This is a genomic window from Streptomyces sp. NRRL B-24484 (assembly GCF_000717715.1).
Lineage (GTDB): Bacteria > Actinomycetota > Actinomycetes > Streptomycetales > Streptomycetaceae > Kitasatospora.
On the sequence record NZ_JOAI01000032.1, the window covers coordinates 14,652 to 33,652 of the forward strand.

Annotated in this window: 14 protein-coding genes; 10 read left to right on the top strand and 4 right to left on the bottom strand. The window is 71.2% G+C overall.

Annotation, left to right across the window (positions count from 1 at the left end; all coding sequences use genetic code 11):
* Positions 1 to 3: 3 nt before the first annotated feature.
* Positions 4 to 561, top strand: a complete 558-nt coding sequence (locus tag IE98_RS0125895; protein ID WP_030272888.1) for a GNAT family N-acetyltransferase — start codon at positions 4 to 6, stop codon at positions 559 to 561.
* A 112-nt stretch (positions 562 to 673) separates the two neighbouring features.
* Here the strand turns inward: IE98_RS0125895 and IE98_RS0125900 are convergent, their stop codons facing one another.
* From IE98_RS0125900 to IE98_RS0125915, 4 genes are all read right to left on the bottom strand, one after another.
* A complete protein-coding gene (locus tag IE98_RS0125900) occupies positions 674 to 1,009 on the bottom strand; it encodes a hypothetical protein (protein ID WP_030272891.1) in 336 nt (111 codons plus the stop codon).
* A 161-nt stretch (positions 1,010 to 1,170) separates the two neighbouring features.
* On the bottom strand, positions 1,171 to 1,578 hold the full coding sequence (locus IE98_RS0125905; RefSeq protein ID WP_030272892.1) for a hypothetical protein: 408 nt from the start codon (positions 1,576 to 1,578) through the stop codon (positions 1,171 to 1,173).
* 52 nt (positions 1,579 to 1,630) lie between these two features.
* Positions 1,631 to 2,992: a hypothetical protein gene (locus IE98_RS0125910; protein ID WP_159401057.1), complete on the bottom strand. Its 1,362-nt coding sequence runs from the start codon at positions 2,990 to 2,992 to the stop codon at positions 1,631 to 1,633.
* Positions 2,989 to 3,492 carry a tetratricopeptide repeat protein gene (locus IE98_RS0125915; protein WP_030272896.1) on the bottom strand — a complete coding sequence of 168 codons (504 nt, stop codon included), beginning with the start codon at positions 3,490 to 3,492 and terminating at the stop codon, positions 2,989 to 2,991. The genes IE98_RS0125910 and IE98_RS0125915 overlap by 4 nt, the downstream gene beginning before the upstream one ends.
* A 1,020-nt stretch (positions 3,493 to 4,512) precedes the next feature.
* Between IE98_RS0125915 and IE98_RS43070 the strand changes: the two genes are divergently transcribed.
* The 9 genes from IE98_RS43070 (at position 4,513) to IE98_RS0125975 (ending at position 18,993) form a co-directional block, all read left to right on the top strand.
* Positions 4,513 to 5,610 (top strand): conjugal transfer protein, encoded by a 1,098-nt coding sequence (locus IE98_RS43070; protein WP_052390969.1) that lies wholly within the window; start codon positions 4,513 to 4,515, stop codon positions 5,608 to 5,610.
* Entirely contained in the window at positions 5,610 to 5,933 is a 324-nt protein-coding gene (locus IE98_RS0125930; protein ID WP_030272898.1) for a hypothetical protein, read from the top strand. The genes IE98_RS43070 and IE98_RS0125930 overlap by 1 nt, the downstream gene beginning before the upstream one ends.
* 763 nt (positions 5,934 to 6,696) lie before the next feature.
* The gene (locus IE98_RS0125940) at positions 6,697 to 9,282 is read left to right on the top strand and encodes an ATP-binding protein (protein WP_063749002.1); all 2,586 of its coding nucleotides are present in this window, start codon (positions 6,697 to 6,699) and stop codon (positions 9,280 to 9,282) included.
* Positions 9,279 to 12,014 carry a hypothetical protein gene (locus IE98_RS0125945; RefSeq protein ID WP_030272904.1) on the top strand — a complete coding sequence of 912 codons (2,736 nt, stop codon included), beginning with the start codon at positions 9,279 to 9,281 and terminating at the stop codon, positions 12,012 to 12,014. The genes IE98_RS0125940 and IE98_RS0125945 overlap by 4 nt, the downstream gene beginning before the upstream one ends.
* A gap of 35 nt (positions 12,015 to 12,049) precedes the next feature.
* On the top strand, positions 12,050 to 13,132 hold the full coding sequence (locus tag IE98_RS0125950; protein WP_234443678.1) for an NlpC/P60 family protein: 1,083 nt from the start codon (positions 12,050 to 12,052) through the stop codon (positions 13,130 to 13,132).
* Between the two features lie 10 nt (positions 13,133 to 13,142).
* Positions 13,143 to 13,775, top strand: a complete 633-nt coding sequence (locus IE98_RS49410; protein WP_159401058.1) for a hypothetical protein — start codon at positions 13,143 to 13,145, stop codon at positions 13,773 to 13,775.
* On the top strand, positions 13,772 to 16,585 hold the full coding sequence (locus tag IE98_RS43080) for a hypothetical protein (RefSeq protein ID WP_052390972.1): 2,814 nt from the start codon (positions 13,772 to 13,774) through the stop codon (positions 16,583 to 16,585). The genes IE98_RS49410 and IE98_RS43080 overlap by 4 nt, the downstream gene beginning before the upstream one ends.
* A 968-nt stretch (positions 16,586 to 17,553) precedes the next feature.
* A complete protein-coding gene (locus IE98_RS0125970; RefSeq protein WP_052390974.1) occupies positions 17,554 to 18,168 on the top strand; it encodes a hypothetical protein in 615 nt (204 codons plus the stop codon).
* 12 nt (positions 18,169 to 18,180) lie between these two features.
* A complete protein-coding gene (locus tag IE98_RS0125975) occupies positions 18,181 to 18,993 on the top strand; it encodes a hypothetical protein (protein ID WP_043175134.1) in 813 nt (270 codons plus the stop codon).
* Positions 18,994 to 19,001: the final 8 nt, after the last annotated feature.

A 19,001-nucleotide genomic window follows, 5' to 3' on the forward strand; every position in this document is an offset into this window, starting at 1 on the left:
CTCATGCCCCACGAGCCCCTGCTCCTCCAGCACCACACCCCGGACTCCGCGAAGCAGCTCATAGACGACCTGGTCGCCGTGTACGCCGAGGTCTACGACGTGCCGCCCTACGCTGGCGACCCGTTCTTCGCCGTCGAGACCTACGAGGAACGGCTGCTCGCCGCAATCGAGATGGACGGCTTCGAGACCGTGACCGCCACCGCCCCGGACGGCACAATCCTCGGCTATGTCCATGGCGTCACCCTGCCCGCGGACCGGGCCTGGTGGGTGTCCCTCGGCGACCGCCGGCCGGACGGCATCCTCGGCGCCGCCACCGCCGGTGACGTGTTCTGGCTGCGCGAGCTCATGGTCCGGCCCGCGCACACCAACCAGGGCCTCGGCCGGCGCCTGCACGACGAGATCATCGCCGGCCGCGGGCAGTCCTGGACGACGCTGACCTGCATCATCGACAACCAGCCTGTACACGACGCCTACGTGCGGTGGGGGTACGAGATCATCGGCCGGATCAAGCACGCTGAGGAGTCGCCCGTGTACGACGCGATGATCCTGCCGAACTCGTAAGAACCGAACGTTCGGGCACGTTGCCAAGTGCTCATCCGGTGGTGCGATCATGCAGGAAAGGTGCCGGCATCACGGAGCAGAGGGTAGGCCGGTGAGGTTGCATCTCCGCAGGTCAACAAAGCGGGGCCGCCAACCGATCCGCCGGCCGCTCGGCGGCACGGTGTTGCAGCCGGCGGTGGGCGCAGACCACGGTGTTCGCGGCGACGCCGCGGTGCCCTCGGATGTCGGTCTGCACCGTGCGGAGCAGCTCGGAGACCACCGCACAGGCCTCGACCGCGGCGGCCGCGGTGTCGGCGACGGCCGAGGCACGGGTCTCGAGTGGCTCGGCGCCAGCCGGGACCGTCGCCGGGGCCAGGGCGACAACCGCGCGGCGCAGGTGCCGCGCGGCCTTGAGGACGGCCGGTAGAGCGGTCTCGTCCGCGGTCTCTGCGCGGTAGGCGATACTCACCGCGGCGGCCAGGTCCAGCGGCTCCTACGCGCTGCCGACAGGCCGGCCGTACGTGCCGTTAAGGCGCTGCCAGAGCAGCCCGGGAACCAGCTCGACACCGGTTACCGGGTGCGCCGGTCGCGGACGATCCTGGCTGCTCTTCGGCGCATCTCTGAGTTGCCTCATGCCCGCACCAAGGTGACGCCGTTTGAGGCCGACGCAATGGCCGGCTGGTTGGCGGTCTGGCCCTTGGCCGCGGCGTACTGGTCCAAGGCCCAGCGGGTGTAGGTGTGCTCCGCCCCATAGACGTGGGTGCTGGCCGCGACGAGGCGCGCCGAACGAGGCCGGGCCAGATCCGGTCGACCGAACATGATCTCCGCCTGTGCGTCCTGCCAGGCCAGCCGGTACCACAGTGGCGGTGTCGGCGGGCCCTGGGGGCGAGGCGGCAGTGCCGCGTCCTGCCGTGAGGGCGCTTCCGTCGAGCCACCGGCTTCTGCACTCCGGCGGGGCGCGGTGAGGGCGCCGAGCGCGACCCCGGCGAGGAACAGGAGCAAGGCGGTGGCGATGGTCAGGTGGTTCATGGCAGCCATCAGGTCCTCCTGGGCATGGTCGGGAATGCAGGCGAGCAAGGTGGGGGCTGAATCAGCCGACCGAGGGGGCGGGCCGACGCACGGCGGCCTGGGCCTGCTCCAGGCAGTCCGGGCAGAGTGCGACGTCGGGCTCTTGGCCGCGGCCGGGACGGCGGCAGGTGGAGATCGCGCAGCGCCAGGTGGGCTGCTGCTCCGGCACGAGCGCATCGGCGCTGTGGGGCATGCGCGCGGGGGTGGGCGCGAGGTCGGCGAGCGCCTCGATGTCCGCGGCGATAGCGGCCTCAGCTCGGAGGGCAGCGCGCTCGGCCTGGCGAAAGCCGCAGGCGGAGCAGTCGGCGCCGCTGGTCAGGATCACGCCACGCTCGCAGTCCGGCAGCTCGCAGTCGTGGCCCATCTCCAGGACGGTGGCCAGGAACCCCACCGGGCGCTTGATCGCGTAGGGGTCGCCCTCCGGCAGCAGCATGCGTTCGGGGCCCTGGGCTCGGAGCCAGCCGCCATGGACGCGGGCTTGGACGTGGGCGGCGGTCCGGCCACAACGCAGGAGGTCGCGGACCCGGTCCCGGATCAGCTTTGGGGTTCGCCCGCGCTCCCATAGGCCGAGGGCGTCGAGGACGGCGTAGGCCTCGCTCTCCCCAGTCAGTGGGCGCGCCGGTGTGGTGCGGGTCGTACGGGGTCGAGGGCTCTTGGTTGTCGTCGCGGCCGCGCCGCCCTTGGCGGAGTGCCCTTCCGTGCGGGTGCCTGCGCGCGTGCGTGCGCGCGCAAAACCACCCGTCACCTGGCCTTCGGCCGTCCGGAAGGCGTCTGGAAGAGGGGTGTAGACAGGGCTATAGATATTGGGCGTCGTGGGTGACGCCAGGGTCGCGTCACCCACGACGCCAGGGGTGGCGTCACCGGTGACGCCACCCTCCTGTGCGCGGGCTGCACCCAGGGCCCGGGTGCTGACCCCCTTCGGAACGCCGCCGCGGTGCTGGTAGCCGGCCCGCTTCTTCGCCTCCACCCGCTGCGCCCGCCGGGCCTTGGCGACGTCGGCCGCCTTGGTGCCGGGCGGCAGCGGGTCGCTCCAGACCGCGCTCCCCTGCCACATCACGCCGGCGTCGTGAAGGTGGTAGATCGAGGCTTCATGGTTGCCGGGGTGCAGGGGGTCCATCCGCTCCTCGACGGTGACCATTCCGGCGACCTCCATCTCGTCGAGGGTGCGGTCGAGAGTGGAGATGCTGACGCCGAGCTGGCGGGCCAGCTCGCGCCGGTAGGGGTGGCCGAGGGTGGTGTCGCGGCCCTGGGTGTCGGCGTAGCTGACGAGGATCGCGTACAGAGTCCGCGCGTTGCAGCTGTAGCGGGGGTCGCACATCCACCGGTTGGCGACCATTCCGAAGGGGAGGTTGCCGCCTCGGCGGACCTCCGGCTTGAGGCTCACACCGCCACCACCGATCGAGCAGGCGCCGGGCGGGCGTGGTCCCTGACGGGGGCAGTGAGCGTGGTGTGGGCGAGCTCTGCCAGACCGGGGATCGCGTCCGGCGCCGCGGGAACGGAGCAGCGGCTGCGGTGGTGGGAGGCGCTGACGAAGCAGGCCAGGGCGCGCTGGTGCTCGCCGGCCAGGACGTAGACCTGTCCGAGGATTTCGAGTGCCTCGGCGGTGTGGGGGTGGTCGGGGCCGTGGCGCCGGTCGGTGTCGTCGACGTGGAGGGTGGCCAGCCGGACGGCGTCCGCGACGCGGCGGGTGCGCAGGGCGGTCGCGATGTGGAGTCGGGCTACGGCGGTGGCTGTCGGCGGCGCTGCGGTTGTCGACGGTGCCGGCTCCGAGGCGGGTGGCGGTGTCGGAGCGGTCCGGGCGGGACGGCAGAGCGCGGCCCGGATGCGGTCGATGATGCTGGGGCGCCGGTGCTCGGTGCGGCCGGTGGCTGTGGTTCTGGTCATGGATGACTCCCCGCTCGTGGATCTTCGCGTTGAGTCAGAGAACCCCGCGGCTCTCACCGGTTTTCTGCCCAAGGAAGGGCTCTCACGTCACGGCTGCATAACGGGCGGGCGGTGAGTTCCTCGGTCCCGGTGAGTTGAGGTTCGGTGAGTTGGCGGCTGGCTGCCGAGCTGTGGTTCGCGGCGGGCGGCTGGCGCGGGCGGGCTCCGACGACGAGGGTGTCGGGCGGGTGCGTTCGCAGTCGCACAGTCGCAGCGTTCGGGCAGTCGCAGGGCGCCGTCGCAGGTGCAGTCGGAGGGTCCGGGCTGCATCCGGTGTTGCAGTGTGGGGTCGCACCCACGGGGCGCTGAACCGGTTGTGACGCGCCGTCGGGTGCGATCTGCAACGGCCAATGCAGTTACATGGAGTTACTGATCCTCGTCGCTGCGCGCCTGCGCACCCTGGTGGTGAACCTGCTTCCCGCACCGGCTGCAGATGTGCGATCGGCAGCCGTCGGCTCCGCCCGGATCGGGGTTAGTGGGCGATGCGTCCGAGGAGCGTGCCGGGACGCTGCACCGGCGATCGCAGGCACCCCTCCGTGCGGGCCAGGTCGTCTGCGCCGTCCGGTCGCAGCTGTCTGATGCGAGATCGCCGGTTGCCATCCGTAGCGGGTCGAGGATTGGTGACCCGGTGAGTTTCGGGGAGGCCGGTGACCTGGGTCGGTGAGTTTCGCGGGACACCGCCGGGAGGACCGGTGAGTTTCGGGTGCGGCTGAGACTGCGGGCCGGTGAGTTCGGCAGGACTGCCGAGGCGGAGCCGGTGAGTTTGGCTGCGGCGAGCCCGCCGGGGCCGGTGAGTTTGGTGCGCGGTGCCGGTGAGTTTCCCGTCCCAAACTCCCCATCGCAGGTCAGAGGGCTTGTGAGAACTCACCGGGCGGCGTTGTGCATCCGTTACCGGAAGGCGCGTTCCTGGGCAGAAAACCGGTGAGAGCCGCGGGGTTTCCTCATGTCGACAGCTTGAGTCGACCACCCGAGAGGGACCCGATGCCCGTGTTCTCCTTGCGCCGGAATCCGCCTGACGCGGCGTCCGGCGCTCCGACGCTCGCAGCAGATCAGCTGCGCCGCCGGGGCCGGCTGGCCCGCGTCGGCCGCTACGTTCTGTGGGCCTCCATCGCGTGCGGTCCTGTGGCGCTGGTGGCCGTCGTTCCGCTGGCGTCCGCGCTCGGCCAGCCCGTCGTCCAGGCGGCGCCGCCTGCTCCCACTGTGATCCCCGCGCCGACCGGGTACGCGGAGGTCTTCGTCGATCTGTGGCTGCGAAGCAGTGCGCAGTCGACCACTGCGACGGATGCGGTGCACTCGATGGCCCCGGGCGTCGACCTTCCGCAGCCCTCCGACAAGACTCCGATGTCGGTACAGAGAGTAGTCGCTGTGCGATCGCAGCCGATGGGTGGTCGCACCTGGCTGGTGACGGTCGCAGCGACGATCAAGGTCACTGCAACGGCTGATGCAGCGGACTCAGCGCAGCCGTCGCAGCAGCCCGGGTCGGTGTCGCAGCCGGGGCAGTCGCAGCCCGGCCGCGGGTCGCAGCAGGCCGACTCGCTGACCGTCCGGTACTACGCGGTGCCGGTGTCGATGGTGCGCGGTGCTTCGAGCGGAGGGGCTCCCGATGCTCTGGCCGTCACGTCGGTCCCGGCTCAGGTGGCCGGCCCGCTGGCGCTGTCCGGCAGCGACGGGACGACCGGGCCCTACGGCACCCAGGTCCAGCAGGGCCCGCTGCAGCAGGCGGTCTCCGAGTACCTCACCGCGTACCTGAGCGGTGTCGGCGAGTCCTCCCGCTACTTGTCTCCCGGTGTGAAGATCCCGCCCGCCGGAGCCGTCTACCGCAAGGTCGAGCTGCAGACGCTGTCCGCCCGCACAACCGTGCCCGTGGCTCCTGCCGACGGCGCGGTGCTCGACGTCCTGGCCGAGGTCCGCGCAACCGACGCCGCCGGCCAGTGGCCGCTGGCGTACCCGCTGCAGCTGAAGGCCCGCGCCGGCCGCTGGGAGATCGCCGCCGTCGCACCCGCCGCTCCCGCGGCCTCCCCGTCCTCTTCCGCTTCTCCGGCTGCCCCGGCGCCGACCGCTTCTCACGAGGTGCACTGATGAACACCCACGACGTCATGCTGGCCGGCGCGCTCAAGAACATCGGCGACTCCTGGTCCGTGACAGCCCTGGACTGGGTCAGCAAGTTCCTGATGGTCGCCCTGGTGCTGGTCTGCCTGGTCCAGGTCATCCGCAAGATGTCCATCAAGGCCGGCCTGGGCGCGGTCATCGGACTGGTGCTCTGCTGGGCGGTCTTCTCCGGCCGCTACTCGCTGAGCAACATCGTCGAGACCGAGTTCAAGGACCCCGGCGCCAGCCAGTCCTCCGTCCAGGGCATGGGCGCCGTGCGTGAGCTGCCCCCGGTCTTCCAGGGCCGACTGTGAGCAGCGCCGCGCAGCCCAAGGTCGGGCGCAGCTACACCCGGGCTCGTCGGCACCCGTGGGTGCTCGGCCGGCTGGGCGACTTCCGGCTCCCGATGGGGCCGTACACGCCGCCGCAGCTGATCATCGCCTCGGTCGGTGCGTTCTTCCTGATCAAGACCGCTACCTGGTGGGCGCCGACCTTGGGCCCGTTCCCGGTCGTCGTCTGGGCAGTGGCGATCTGGGCTGCGCGGCACTCGCGCGTCGGTGGGCGCTCGTTCGGCCCCGCCGTCCTGGACGCGGCCGCCCTGATGGTCGCGCCGCGAGGCGGCCGAATCGGCGGCCGGCCAGTGCGACCGGTTCCGGCGGTCTGGCTCCGCGGGGGGTTCGGCATCGAGGAGGCCGACGGCGAGGAGGAGATCCGCACCCTCCAGGCAGCCAGGTCGGCCACCACCACTGAGGTTTCCACCCCGGTGCCGGTCCGTCCGAAGAGGCCGACTGCGCCCGCACCGGCGAAGGCCGCTCCGGGTGTGCCGGCCCGGACACGCCCCCAGCGTCCTGCTCCGCCGGCGCCTGCCCCGTCATCTCGGGGCCGGAGCCGCCGCCACGCGGTTCCCGAGGCCGCGCCGCCCAGCGGTCCGGCCCCGACCGCACTCGAACTTCTGCTCGCCGGCGCGGCGAGCGACAGCACCACGACGAACGCAGCGAGGGGGACTTCCCGATGAGGGTTCCGATCCGGCACATCCACGGTCACCTGGTGTGGTCCACGGCTGGCACCGTTTGGGCGATGTGGCGCCTGCAGCCGATTGGCTCGCGGTACGCGCCTGCCCTGGAGCGCGAGGAGATCCTCACCCGCGTCACCTCCCTGGTGAGGTCCCTGGAGGGCGCCGCCCGGCTGTACTCGCTGTGCGCCGCGGTCGACCCGGGAGAGGTTGCGCTGCGTATGACCGAGGGCGTCGACACCGCTCGCTTTCCGGCCGCGGCTGAGACCGCGCACGCCACCCTGCAGCTGCTCGACGGCGCGGAGATGCACCGGCGGACCCTGTGGCTCGCCCTGCCGCTGCGCGTCGGTGACCGCGGCGCCCAGCTCGCGGCCGTCGCCAACTCCGCCTGGGCGCAGCTCGGCGAGTCGGTCGGCGAGCCCGCTCCGCCGGTCTCCCGGGAGGAGGTCCGTGCTTATCGGGCGGCGGCCGCGCAGGTGGAGGCCGGCTTCGGTGGCGGGCTGACGATGCGTCGGGCCACGCCGGCCGAGATCGTGTGGATTCACGAGCACTCGGTGCGCCGGGGCATGGGTGAGCCGCTGCTGCTGGAGGCCGAGCGGTCGGGGCTTCGCGGCGGTCGGATGCTGAACGGGGTGCTGCGTTCCCCTTCCTATGCCGACCTGGGTCAGGTCCGGCTGCAGGAGGGCGGGCAGAGCACGAGCCCGGCGGTGGTGCGCGGGGTTCGCTCGTTGGCGAACCGCGTCGCCGGCGCGGCGTTCAACCGGCTCTGGCTCGAGGTGGAGACGGAGGAGGGGTTCGGCTACCAGGCGCACCTGGCGCTGACCGAGATCCCGCGCCGTGTCGCTGCCCGCTCGGCGGACGTCCTGGCGCAGCTGGAGCAGCTCGATTACCCGGTCGACGCGGTGATCGACCTCAACATTGTCGACGGGGCGAAGGCCCGGCAGCAGATCGCGAAGAAGAAGCGCGAGCTGATTGACCAGGCCGAGCAGTGGTCGGCGCACCCGGAGGGCACCCCGAACTCGATCTTCGGCTCTGCGGAGGAGCTGGGCGAGGAGGAGGCGCTGCTTGCGGCGAGCAGCGTGGAGCGCGAGGTGCAGTCGGTGACCGTGCTGAGTGTGTGGGGTTCGCAGCCGGAGGAGTGCGACCGGCGGGCCCGCGACCTGAAGGCGCAGCTCGCCGGTGTGAACTACAAGGTGGTGCGGCCTCGCGGTTCGCAGGCCAGGCTGTTCGCGTTCGGCCTGCCCGGCGCCGGGCCGACGGCGCGGCTGCGGGAGTACACCCAGTACCAGCTCACTGAGGACTGGGCGATGGGCGGCGCTCTGACGGGCGGTGACATCGGTGACGTGATGGGGCCGATGGTCGGCATCAGCCGGGACACCGGTACCTGGCGGCCGCTGCTGATCGACCTGGCCGGCGCCGTGCTGCGCAACGTGTCGGCGTCGCTGGGGGTGATCGGCGACCTGGGCAGCGGCAAGTCGGTGCTGCTGAAGATGCTGACGGTCGGCCTGGTCGACCGTGGGCACCGGGCGATCGTGGTGGACCGCACGCCGCTGCGGGAGTGGGACGTCTTCGCCCGGGCTGCGGCGCCGGGCCGGTGCCAGGTGATCGATGCCGCGGAGGCGAAGCTCTCCCTGGACCCGCTGCGGGTGCTGCCTGCCGGGCAGGGTGAGCACGCCGCCTTCAGCTACCTGACGCTGCAGCTCGGGATCGGTCCGATGACTGTGGCCGGCGCGGTGCTCGACCGGGCCGTCAAGGCGGCCGCCCGCTCGGACCGGCCGGCGATGGCCCGGGTCATGGAGGAGCTCGAGGCCCTGGCCGGCGAGGAGGGTCCGCGCGGGCAGGAGGCGCTGGGCGTCCTGGACATGCTGCGGATCGTCTCCGACGCTCCTCTGGCGCGCCTGGTGTTCGACGAGTCGCTGCCCGCGCTGTCGCTGAGCGGCGACCTGAACGCCGACCTGGTTGTCATCACCACCCGCGGGCTGAAGCTCCCGCCGAAGGAGGCCCTCGGCAATCCGGAGATTCTCCGTGCGCAGCCGCTGGAGGCGCTGATCGGCCGGGCCGTTCTGTACCTGATCGCGGCGGTGGCCAGGCAGGTGGCGTTCACCGACCAGAAGCGGTTCTGCGCGCTGGTCTTCGACGAGTGCTACTGGCTGACGAGCAGCCACGAGGGGCACTCTCTGGTCTCCGAGGTTGTCCACGACGGCCGCAAGCACCGCGCCTCCGTGATGCTCGGCGGCCACGACCGTGACGATCTGGGCGACGAGACGGTCCGCGGTCTGCTGTCCTACCGGTTCCTCGCCCGCACTGCCGACCGGGAGCTTGCCCGCAAGGGCCTCGCGTTCCTGGGCCTGTCCCCCGATGACGAGCAGGCGGTGCGCCTGGTCACCTCAGGGCTGTCGCCCGCGGGCGTCGCCGGACGCGAGGGCGAGATGCTCCTGCGCGACTCCGCCAGGCAGGTCGGACGCGTCCAGGTCGTCATCCCGCCGGTTGAGCGGGTGCAGGCCGGCATCAGCACCACGCCCACTGATGAGGGTGCCCGGCGCCCCGCCGACAACCGTGCCCCGGTCGGGCCGCGCCGCCGCGTGACCGCTGGCCGGGGCACCCGTCGCACCACCCTGACCAAGCCGCTCGCCGAGGGGGTGAAGCAGTGATCGACGTGCTTCGGCGGACGCTCCGCCAGATCACCCGGATCGGTGCCACCGTGCGCGCGTGGGTCGCGCCGTACTGGCCGGGCCGGCGCACCGCGTGGTGGACCGTCGGCATGGTGGCGTTGTTCGTGCTGGCTGGCGCTAGCGTCGCCGACGCCGACGACGGCTCCGAGCGGGGCGGCATCCTCGCCCCGCTGAACGTGATGAGCAGCGAGGGCGTACCGCTGGACAACTACAACCTGGACAGCGCGGACGGCGGCCCGACCGACATACGCTCGCACATCTGCAAGCTGCTGATCACCGCGATCTTCTCGATGGTCCGGCTGGTCGTCGGGCTGATGTGCATGGTCCTGAAGTGGGTGTACGAGTTTCCGATCGTCAGCGCGCTGGTCAACACCGCGGACCGGGTCGGCTGGTACCTGGGGCTGAACGCCCGCTACGACCTGAAGCTGAGCTTGCTGTTCGTCACTGGCGCGTTCGCCCTCGGTGTGTGGTGGATCATGCGCGGCAAGGTCGCCAAGGGCGCGGGCGAGATCCTGCTGACCCTGGTGATCGGCGGCCTCATGGTGCTGCCGACCCTGACCCCGCGGGCGATCCTCGGGCCGGAAGGCCCGGTCGCCCAGGTATCTGCGGCGGCCACCGAGGCTGGGACGATCGTCACCGACGCCGGCGGAGACCAGCAGGGCTGCACGAGTGACGCGGACAAGAAGGACCCGTCCTGCCCGATGCGGGTCATGCTCACCCGCACCCTCGTGGTCCAGCCCTTCCAGCTGTTGCAGTACGGCGTCATCCCCGATCCGCACAGCGAGAACGCCAACATTCGCGGGCTGGCCGACGTCCACAACCGATGGATTCACGGGGAGATCAAGGACAACAAGGGCTGCGGAATCTCCTGGCTCGGTGGCGACCAGCTATGCCGGCAGACCGCCTGGCAGAAGCTGCTGACGGAGCTGGACAAGTACGGCGACGAGGGACAGATGGCGAAGAACTTCGCCGTCAACAGCAACTGGGACCGCGTGTTCGGAGCTCTGCTGGTCCTGCTGACAGCTCTGATGATCGCCGCCGTGATCCTCAGCATGTGCTTCGTCCACCTCGGAACCCAGTTCGCCGACGTGGGTGCTGCCACGATGACCCCCGTCGCGCTGATCTGGGCGCAGCTTCCCGGGTCCAACCGCGCGGCGCTGTGGAAGTGGCTGGGTACGTTCATGGCTTCGGCAGCAGTGGCCTTCGCGGTGTCCATGATGCTGCCGGCGTTCGGGATCGCCGTGAATGCGATCATGACCGACCAGCACAACACCGTCATGGTGCAGCGGATGCTGCTGATGTGCGCGATCGGCCTGGTCCTGCTCGTCTTCCATCGGCGTCTGCTGGCCAGCGCGAGCCGGCTTGGCGACCGCTTCGCGGAGCGCATGAAGTACGCCAAGATCGGCGGCTCCGCCGGGCTTGGCGAGGACTCCTCCCGTCTGGGCATGGCGATGTCGCACGTCATGTCGAACATGGGCTACGGCGCCGGAGGCAGCGCGATGGTGCCCTCCGGCGGGCTCGGCATGGCAGGTGGCGGCGCAGTCGGCGGTGGCGGCGGCTTCGGGGCGCTCGGGTCGCAGTCGCCGGTGCACGCTGCGATGCTGCGCCGGGCCCAGATCCAGTCCGGGCTGGCATCGATGGCCGGGTCCGACCTGGGCCCGATGAACGCCGCGGGCATGGCCGCGGGCGCATTCGGCGAGTTCCGCCGCGGCATGCACCAGCTTGCAACGCCGCTGCGGATCGCGCACCACGCCGTTGTCGGCAACCCGCTGCCCGAGCACGTCATGGCCAGGCGGCGCAAGCCGGTGAACAACGGCTCCGGCCACATGCTCATCAACGGGCACACCGGGGAGATCATGCACGACCCGTCGAAGCCGACCCCGTGGGGGCACCTGCTGCACAACCAGCTCCTCACCACCCGGGCTGGCCGGCTCGCGATCCGGGCTGGCCAGCTCGGCCGGCTCGGCTACGACCTCTCCCCGCTGGGCCTGGGCGCGACCGTCACCCGGGTGCGCAACGGCGCGGGTCACGTCGTAGGCGCGGTCCACGACCAGTGGGAGCACTACCGCGAGGAGTTCTCGCAGCACCTCGACGACCAGCGAGAAGGCTGGGAGGCGATGGACGCCCCGTTCCGGGTCGCCTCCGAGGGCGCCGGCTGGGCCTACGAGCACGGCAAGACCGCAGCGACGAACGCCGCCACCGCGGCAGCGTTCTACGCGAGCCCCAGCACTGCCTCGGACTCGGCTGGCCTCGGCGTGCCGGCGGTACGGGTCGTCGACGTTCCGGGCGATGCGCTCGGTGACGGCGCGGACGGCGACTGGATGCCTTCCACGCCGATCGGCCGCGAGGCCGGATCGTGGGGAGATGTCTCCGCGACGCTCGGCCCGGGAGCATTCCCGGACGAGGTTCCGGCCGCCGACACCGAGGTGCTCCCCGCCACGTCGGTTGTCGAGTCAGCCCCGGCCTCTGCGCCGCCCGCTCCTTCGGGACCACCTGCCTCTGAGGATGCTGCGCCGAAGCGGCCGCGGGGCGGTGCCGCCCCGGGGCCTGGCGGACGCGACATCGCGGCCGAGGCGCTGCGCGCCCGGATCGCTGACGCGACGGCCCGCGCAGGGGAGGACTTGGTCTGGGACGGCATGTTCAGCGGCTACGCCGACGGTGGGGATGCCCCGGGCTTCGAGCCCTCCTTCGATCCCGGAGACCTGCTGTGATCCCCAAGAGGCTGCGGCGGTGGGGCTGCAGCGGCTTGACGCTGCTGCTGCTCCTCGCAGTGGCCCTGATCGGGGTGGTGACGATCTTCGAGGACACCGCCACGCAGACGCCGGCCCCGGTGGGGAACGTGGCGGGCATTCCGCAGCGGATGCTCGAGGCTTACAACCGAGCGGTCGCGGCGATGTCTACCCTGTCCCCCGACTGCAGGGGCCTGGACTGGACGCTGCTCGCCGCACTCGCACAGGTCGAGTCGACGCAGGCGCAGGGCCACCAGATCGCCGCGGACGGGCTGATCACGCCGCCGATCATCGGACCGATCCTCGACGGGCACGGCGCGGGTGGCAACACCACGCCGGTCTACGACACCGACGGTGGCAGGTGGGACGGCAATTCGACCTACGACGCCGCGGTGGGGGCGCTGCAGTTCCTGCCGTCCACGTTCGCCGGCCTGGCTGCGAAGGTGCGGCCGGAGGGTGGGGCGAACCCGAACAACATCGACGACGAGGCGATGGCCGCCGCGCTCTACCTGTGCGGCAACGGCCGGGACCTCACCGATCCGGGTCAGTTGTTCGCCGCGATCTACCAGTACAACGCCTCGACCGCGTACGTGGACGAGGTCTTGAAGTGGCGACAGCAGTTCCAGACCCTGGGAGCCGGGGGGACAGACGTCCCCGCGTCGGAGAGGGCGCAGCGGGTGATCGACGCCGCGCGTAGCCAGATCGGTGTTCCCTACTCCTGGGGCGGCGGCGACGAACAAGGCAAGTCCACCGGCGTTTGCTGCTCGGAGGGTGGGCAGGACGGGCGCCTGGTCGTCGGCTTCGACTGTTCCGGTCTGATGCTCTACGCCTTCGCCCAGGTCGGCGTCCACCTGCCGCGTCTGGCGTCCGACCAGGCCGGTGTGGGCACCCGCATCCCGGCCTCGGCGGGCGTCGGGGCGCTGCAGCCGGGCGACATGGTCTTCTTCGCGCCCGACGGCAGCCGAAGCGACTCTGCGATCTATCACGTCGGTCTCTACATCGGCGGCGGCCAGATGATCGCCGCGCCCAAGCCTGGCGACCACGTGAAGCAGCAGGCCGTGTGGTCCTACAACTATGCGGGCGGTGCCCGTGTCCTCTGAAAGGATGATCATGAATCAGGCAGGGCGGCCGCGCGTACTGCTCCCCGTGCTTGGGTGCGCGCTTTTCGGCGTCATCGCCCTCGTGCTGCTGGTTCCCGGCCCCGGAGCCGCCCGGCCCTCCGCCGACCACGCGCAGAGCAACACGACCGCGGCCGCCGCTCCCCCCGCGTCGGTCCCGGTGGGCACCAGCCCTGCGCTGGAGACCGCGGCGGCCAAGCCCAGCGGCACCCCGGCGGGCACCGCGGCAGCCAGCGCGGCCCAGCCGATGCCGTCCGGCGCGCCGGCCGCCGCCGACGGGCCGGGGGCCGATCCGCGGATCGAGGCCGAATTCCAGGCGGCGCACCCGGGCAATCTGTCCCCGCAGGTCGCCGCCGAGGTCCGGGATCTGACCCTGCAGGTGTGGACGGCGGAGACCACGGGGGTGGGCCGGGAGCGCTGGCCCGCGTACTTCCCACCGGTCAAGACACCGCTGCGGCCGTACACCCAGGTCCGCGTCCAGGCCGTGTCCGCCCACTCGGTCGAAGGCCGGGTCATCGTCGAACTCCTGTGGGCCGGAGCCGACCCGTCCGGCGCCTTCCAGGACCGGCGCCCGGGCCTCCTCGCCGTCGCCCGCACCGCCAACGGCTGGGAGCCCGTGCGATGAACACCAACCTGCAAGCCCAGACTGCTGCTAGCGACGGTGGCCTCCTTCCAGTAGCGATCCACGTCGGCCACCTGACCGTCCTATGGCTCGTCGACGCCGCAGCGTGGACCGGCGCACACCTCCCCTGGCTGCTGGCCGCCGCCGCGCCGCTCGCCCTGGCCGCGGTGATCCTGCATCGCCGTCTCACCGCGCGGGCACTGGCCGACCGAACCCGCTACATCCTCACGCCTTCACCCGACTTCGACCCGCAGGACGAGCACCTGGTGCGCTACGCCATGCTGATCGTGCGGGCTGCGAACTCCGGACCCTGGTGGGCGCCGCGCGCCGGCCGCTCCGCCCGGATCCGGTTCCGCGCGGACGGCTCCGTGCCGCTGGAGATGTCGGTCGAGGCCTCCTCCTCCGCCCGGCACCTGCTGCGCACCTCGCAGTACCCGGGCGTGACCATCACGGAAGCCCCGGTCCTCGAGGACGAAGAGCGCACCCACACGGTCCGCGCCGAGTTCCACCTCGCCGGCGCCGAGACCGGCCAGCTGCGCAAGGTGCCGATGATCCCCGACCCGCTGCAGGGCATCGTGGACGCGGTCGCCGACATCGACACCGCCCACAGCGACCTCGCCGAGCTGTGCCTGGACCTGCGGCGCATCCCCCGCTGGCAGCTGCTATTCAAGCGCTGGCAGGTGATGCAGGACGCCCGCGAGCGCCAGCGGACCTGGGCCAAGAAGGAAGGCCGGCGGGCGGCTCAGGACGCGGCCGAGATCGAGGACTCCTGGCAGCACCAGCTCACCCGGCTTCTCGACCCGGAGCAGCAGGCGCCGCGCCGGATGGCCGCCGCGCCGGCCCGGGTGAAGCCGCTGGAGACCGAGAAGGTGCTCGGCCGGCTGGCCGCCACAGATCGGCAACTGCTGCGGGTCCAGCTCCTGGCGCGCTGCTCCTCGGAGAAGGAGGGCCGTGCGGAACAGGCGATGGCCCGGATGGCGGCCGCGCTCGACGTCTTCGGCGGCGGCAACACCTGGGTGGAGGACGCCCAGAGCCTGGGCAAGTGGCGCTTCACCGCGAACACCCGCGGCCGCCGCCAGCACTTCGACCGGCGTTGGGAGACCGGCAGGGTCGCCGCGCGCAAGCCCTCGCAGGTCGCCGTCGGCGAGCTCCACGGGTTCTTGAAGCCGGTGACGATGCACTGCGCGCTGCCGGTGATGGCCTCTCAGCTCCCCACCTACCGACTCGGCGCGCCGCTGGTGCCGCAGGGCATCCACAGCACCCCCGACGGGCGCCGCCGTATCCTGTCGGTTCCGGCGGAGGAGTTCTTCTTCTCCCTCAAGGTCGGACGCTCCCGGTACGGCAAGACCGAGACCGCCGAGGTCCAGGCACTGGCACTGGCGCTGGCCGGCTTCGGCGTCGGCTTCATCGACCCGCACGGCGACTCGTGGAACCACGTGGCGCCCTACCTCGCCCACGACGACCTCGCCTCGCGAGTGTGCCGGGTCGACCTGACCGGCCGCAGCAGCCAGGTGCCCACCTGGAACCCGCTGGGCATGGAGCGGGGGCAGGAGGCGCACGAGGTGGTCACCGCGGTGGTCGACAGCCTGTCCTCGGCGATGAACTGGGAGAACTCGAGCACGCCGCGGGGTCTGACGATCCTGGTCAAGGCCGTGGAGGCGCTGGTGGCGTACAACCGTCACGCGGTGCAGATGAAGGCGAAGGATGCGCAAGCCACGATCTTCCAGATCCCCGCGTTGCTCGAGGACGAGTTGTTCCGGACCCGGATCCTGGCGTACGTGCCGGCGGCGCAGCGGCAGTGGTGGATCACGACGTTCACGCGGATCGACCCGGCGGCGCACGCGGTGATCATCAACCCGATCACCCGGCTCGCCACCAGTCCGATCGCGCTCGCCTTCCTCGGCTCCGCGACCAGTGGCTTCGACGCCCGCGCCGCGATGGACAACTCCCAGCTGGTGTGGATCTGCCCGGCCGGGACCGGACCGACCGATGCCCTGCTGACGGCCCTGCTGGTCAACGACCTCTTCCGGGCCGGCCGATCCCGCGAGGACCTGCCGGTCGGCCAGCGGCCGGAGTGGCACCTGTTCGTCGATGAGCTGATCAGCTTCGACAAGGCGACCGGCGGTGTGATCGCCAGCTTCACCGAGCAGCTCGCGAAGTTCGGACTTCGGGTGCACATGATGACCCAGCTGCTGCAGCGGGTCAGCCAGAGCACCAGGGACTCCGTCCTGCAGAACGCCTCCGCGCTCAGCAGCACAGCCGGCTCGACGCAGGCCGTTCGGCTGGTCGCGGCGGAGTGGCACGACCGCGTGGACACCGCCCGGATCGCAACCCTCCCCAAGTACTCGTACTACGCCAGCATGACCGCGGGCGGCGCACAGTACGGACCGATGCTGCTTCAGGGCATGCAGGTGGAGCAGGTGTTCGCCGAGCTCGTTCGGGGCGGCAACGCCGGGAACGTGGCCGCCCTGCACAAGTCCGCGGCGACCGCGGTGGGAAGTGGGCACCGCGACCGCCTGGTGCGGGAGGCGGGCTACCGACAGGCAGTGGTGTCGTACTTCGCCAAGGAGAAGAAGCTACCCGTCGGCAAGGACCTCAAGGCGATCACCGACGGCGTCAGCGCAGTCAACCTCCTCAAGCCCGAGAATCCGACGGCGCCTGCAGCCCTCGCTGAGAGCAAGGCCCCGGCTATTTCCACGGGCCCGGTACGGGCCACCCCCTCATCGGTGCAGGCTGCCGGCTTGGCCGCGGACGCGGAGAGCGGGCCCGGGGACGGTGGCGGGTTGACCCGGATCGCCGACCAGGGTCGTTAGGCAGACGGGTCCGGGGCGGCACCTGCCGCCCCGGACCGGAGGAGAACGGGAAACGAAGGAGGAGCAGGGCGATGACAGCGATGGTCGAAGGTGCTCCGTGGCCCGAGGACGCCGCGGAGGTCTGGGGAGGCATCTGGTGGTCCGCGTCGCAGCAGGCGGCGTGGTGCGCGTTGTGTGGCTGCTCGCGGCAGAGCCTCGCGAGTGCGGACGCCGGAGCGGGATGGGGAGACGGACACCTCGACATCTGCATCCCGAGAACGGGGGCGGGCACCCTGCTTGTGCCTTCGGGGCGCAGCGCGCGATTCGGCCAGCAATCCAACAATGTCAAGATCTGACGAACAGTCAGCCATTTTCGGAATGGTGCGACTTAGGCGACGTGTCGACATTGCGACCACCCCCAAGGCCCCCGCCTAGCCTGACTGTCGGGTGGCGGTCAGAAATATCGGCGGAAATTCAAAGGGCCTGTTGTCCGGTTTATGGATGTACGTAGCGATTTGTCGCCGACTATGCCAGCGACATGCGCACCAGTGGCCGAAACTGACTGGGCGTCGGAGGAAATCTTTCGTATGGTGACCCAGCGGTACTTGTGTGGCACACGGGGTGGATACGCGCTGCTCACATACCGTCACAACTCGGACATTGAGTTGAACTTGGGGGAATGTCGCGCAGAGTAACCCTTCACGACTGCGCTCTGTTGGGTTGGGGGAGGAAGGCCGCTTCGCGACGGAGCGGGGCGGCTCACAGAAATCCCATCCGGAAGCGCACCGAATGCGGAGACTTCCGCCTTCGGGCGTTAACCGGCGGGATTGTCAGAACAGCCGATCAGCCGTTTGAGGATGAGCATGAGGAAGACGGGGAATTCCGCCGCCACGGCGGACGAGGCGGGGGGCACCTCCCTTCCTAGGAAGGGAACGGTCCCTGCGCCAGCCAGCAGGATCCCGACCCAGCCGCGCGAGCGGCGGCCCGGCGTGGCCATCCTCGCTCTGCTGGTCGTGCTCGCCTGTGCCCTGGGATCGGCCGTGCTGTACCGCCAGGCCGGCGGGCGCGTCTCGGCGGTCGAGGTCACCAAGAGGATCGCGCCCGGACAGCAGATTCCCGCCGATGCGCTGACCGAGATCCAGGTCGCCAAGGACAGCACCCTGAAGATCGTGCCCTGGGAGCAGCGCAGCATCCTCACCAGCAAGTACTCCGCCGCCGTGGAGATCCCGGCCGGCACCCTGCTGACCGGACCGATGCTGACCGACGCCGCCGGCCTGACCGGGGACCAGTCGGTGGTCGGCTTGTCCTTGAAGTCGGGGCAGTTCCCGCCGGGCCTGAAGGCCGGCGACCGGGTGCGGGTGATGTGGGTCGGCCGGGACGCAGCCACGAAGGGCACCGCCTCCCCCGCTGCGGGCCCGGGCGGAACCGGAGCCGTCGAACTGGTCGGCTCGGCCACCGTGCGCGAGGTGTTCAAGCCCGCGAACGGCGAGTCCACCTCCGCGCTGTCGCTGTCCGTGCTGGTGCCGGCTTCCTCGTCGGGCAGCGTGGTTCAGGCCGCCTCGTCGGGCGACGTCGCCCTGGTCCTGCTCGCCTCTGCCAAGTAAGGACGCTCGGAGATGTCGCTGATCATCATCGCGTCCGCCAAGGGCGCCCCCGGCTCGAGCACCACGGCACTCGCGATGGCGGGGGAATGGCCCCGCCAGTCCTTGCTGGCCGAACTCGATCCGCTCGGTTCCGACCTGGTGTACCGGCAGGTCGCCCCGGACGGCAACGTGCTGGACCCAAACCGGGGCATGTTCTCCCTCGCCCTGCCGGCCCGCGGTGTACTGAGCCCCGATGTGGTCCGCGAGCACCTCCAGGAGCTGCCCGGCGGTCAGCAGATCCTGCTCGGGCTGTCCCGGCCGGAGCAGGGAGCCGCCTGGGGCGCGCACTGGGACAAGCTCGGCCGCGTACTGGCGGCCCCCGGGGCCACCGACGTCATCGCGGACATCGGCCGCTTCTTCCCCGGCGCTCCCGTTTCGGCGCTGCTGCCCCACGCCTCACTGGTCCTGCTGGTATCGCGTACGACAGCCGAAGACCTCGCCCATGTCCGGGCCCGGGCCGCGGCAGTCCAGCAGCAGATCTCCGCGACCGGGCGGCGCAGCGCTCCCATCGGCGTACTGCTGGTGGCTCCGCTGCGTAAGAAGTCGCAGGCCGTCGAGGCGGCGACCCGGGTCCTGGCCGCCGGGGGAAGCCCTGCGCAGGTGGTCGGCGTGGTGGCGTACGACCCGGACGCCGCCGAGCAGTTGGCGGGACGCCGCCGCGGTCGGATTCACAAGACGCAGTTGGTCGCATCGGTGCGCGGCATCGTGGCCGACCTCGAGAACCGGTTCGGCCTCGCCGCGCAGCCCGCGCCGGCCCGTACGGACCTGGAAGGGGTGCGCCGATGACCACGCTG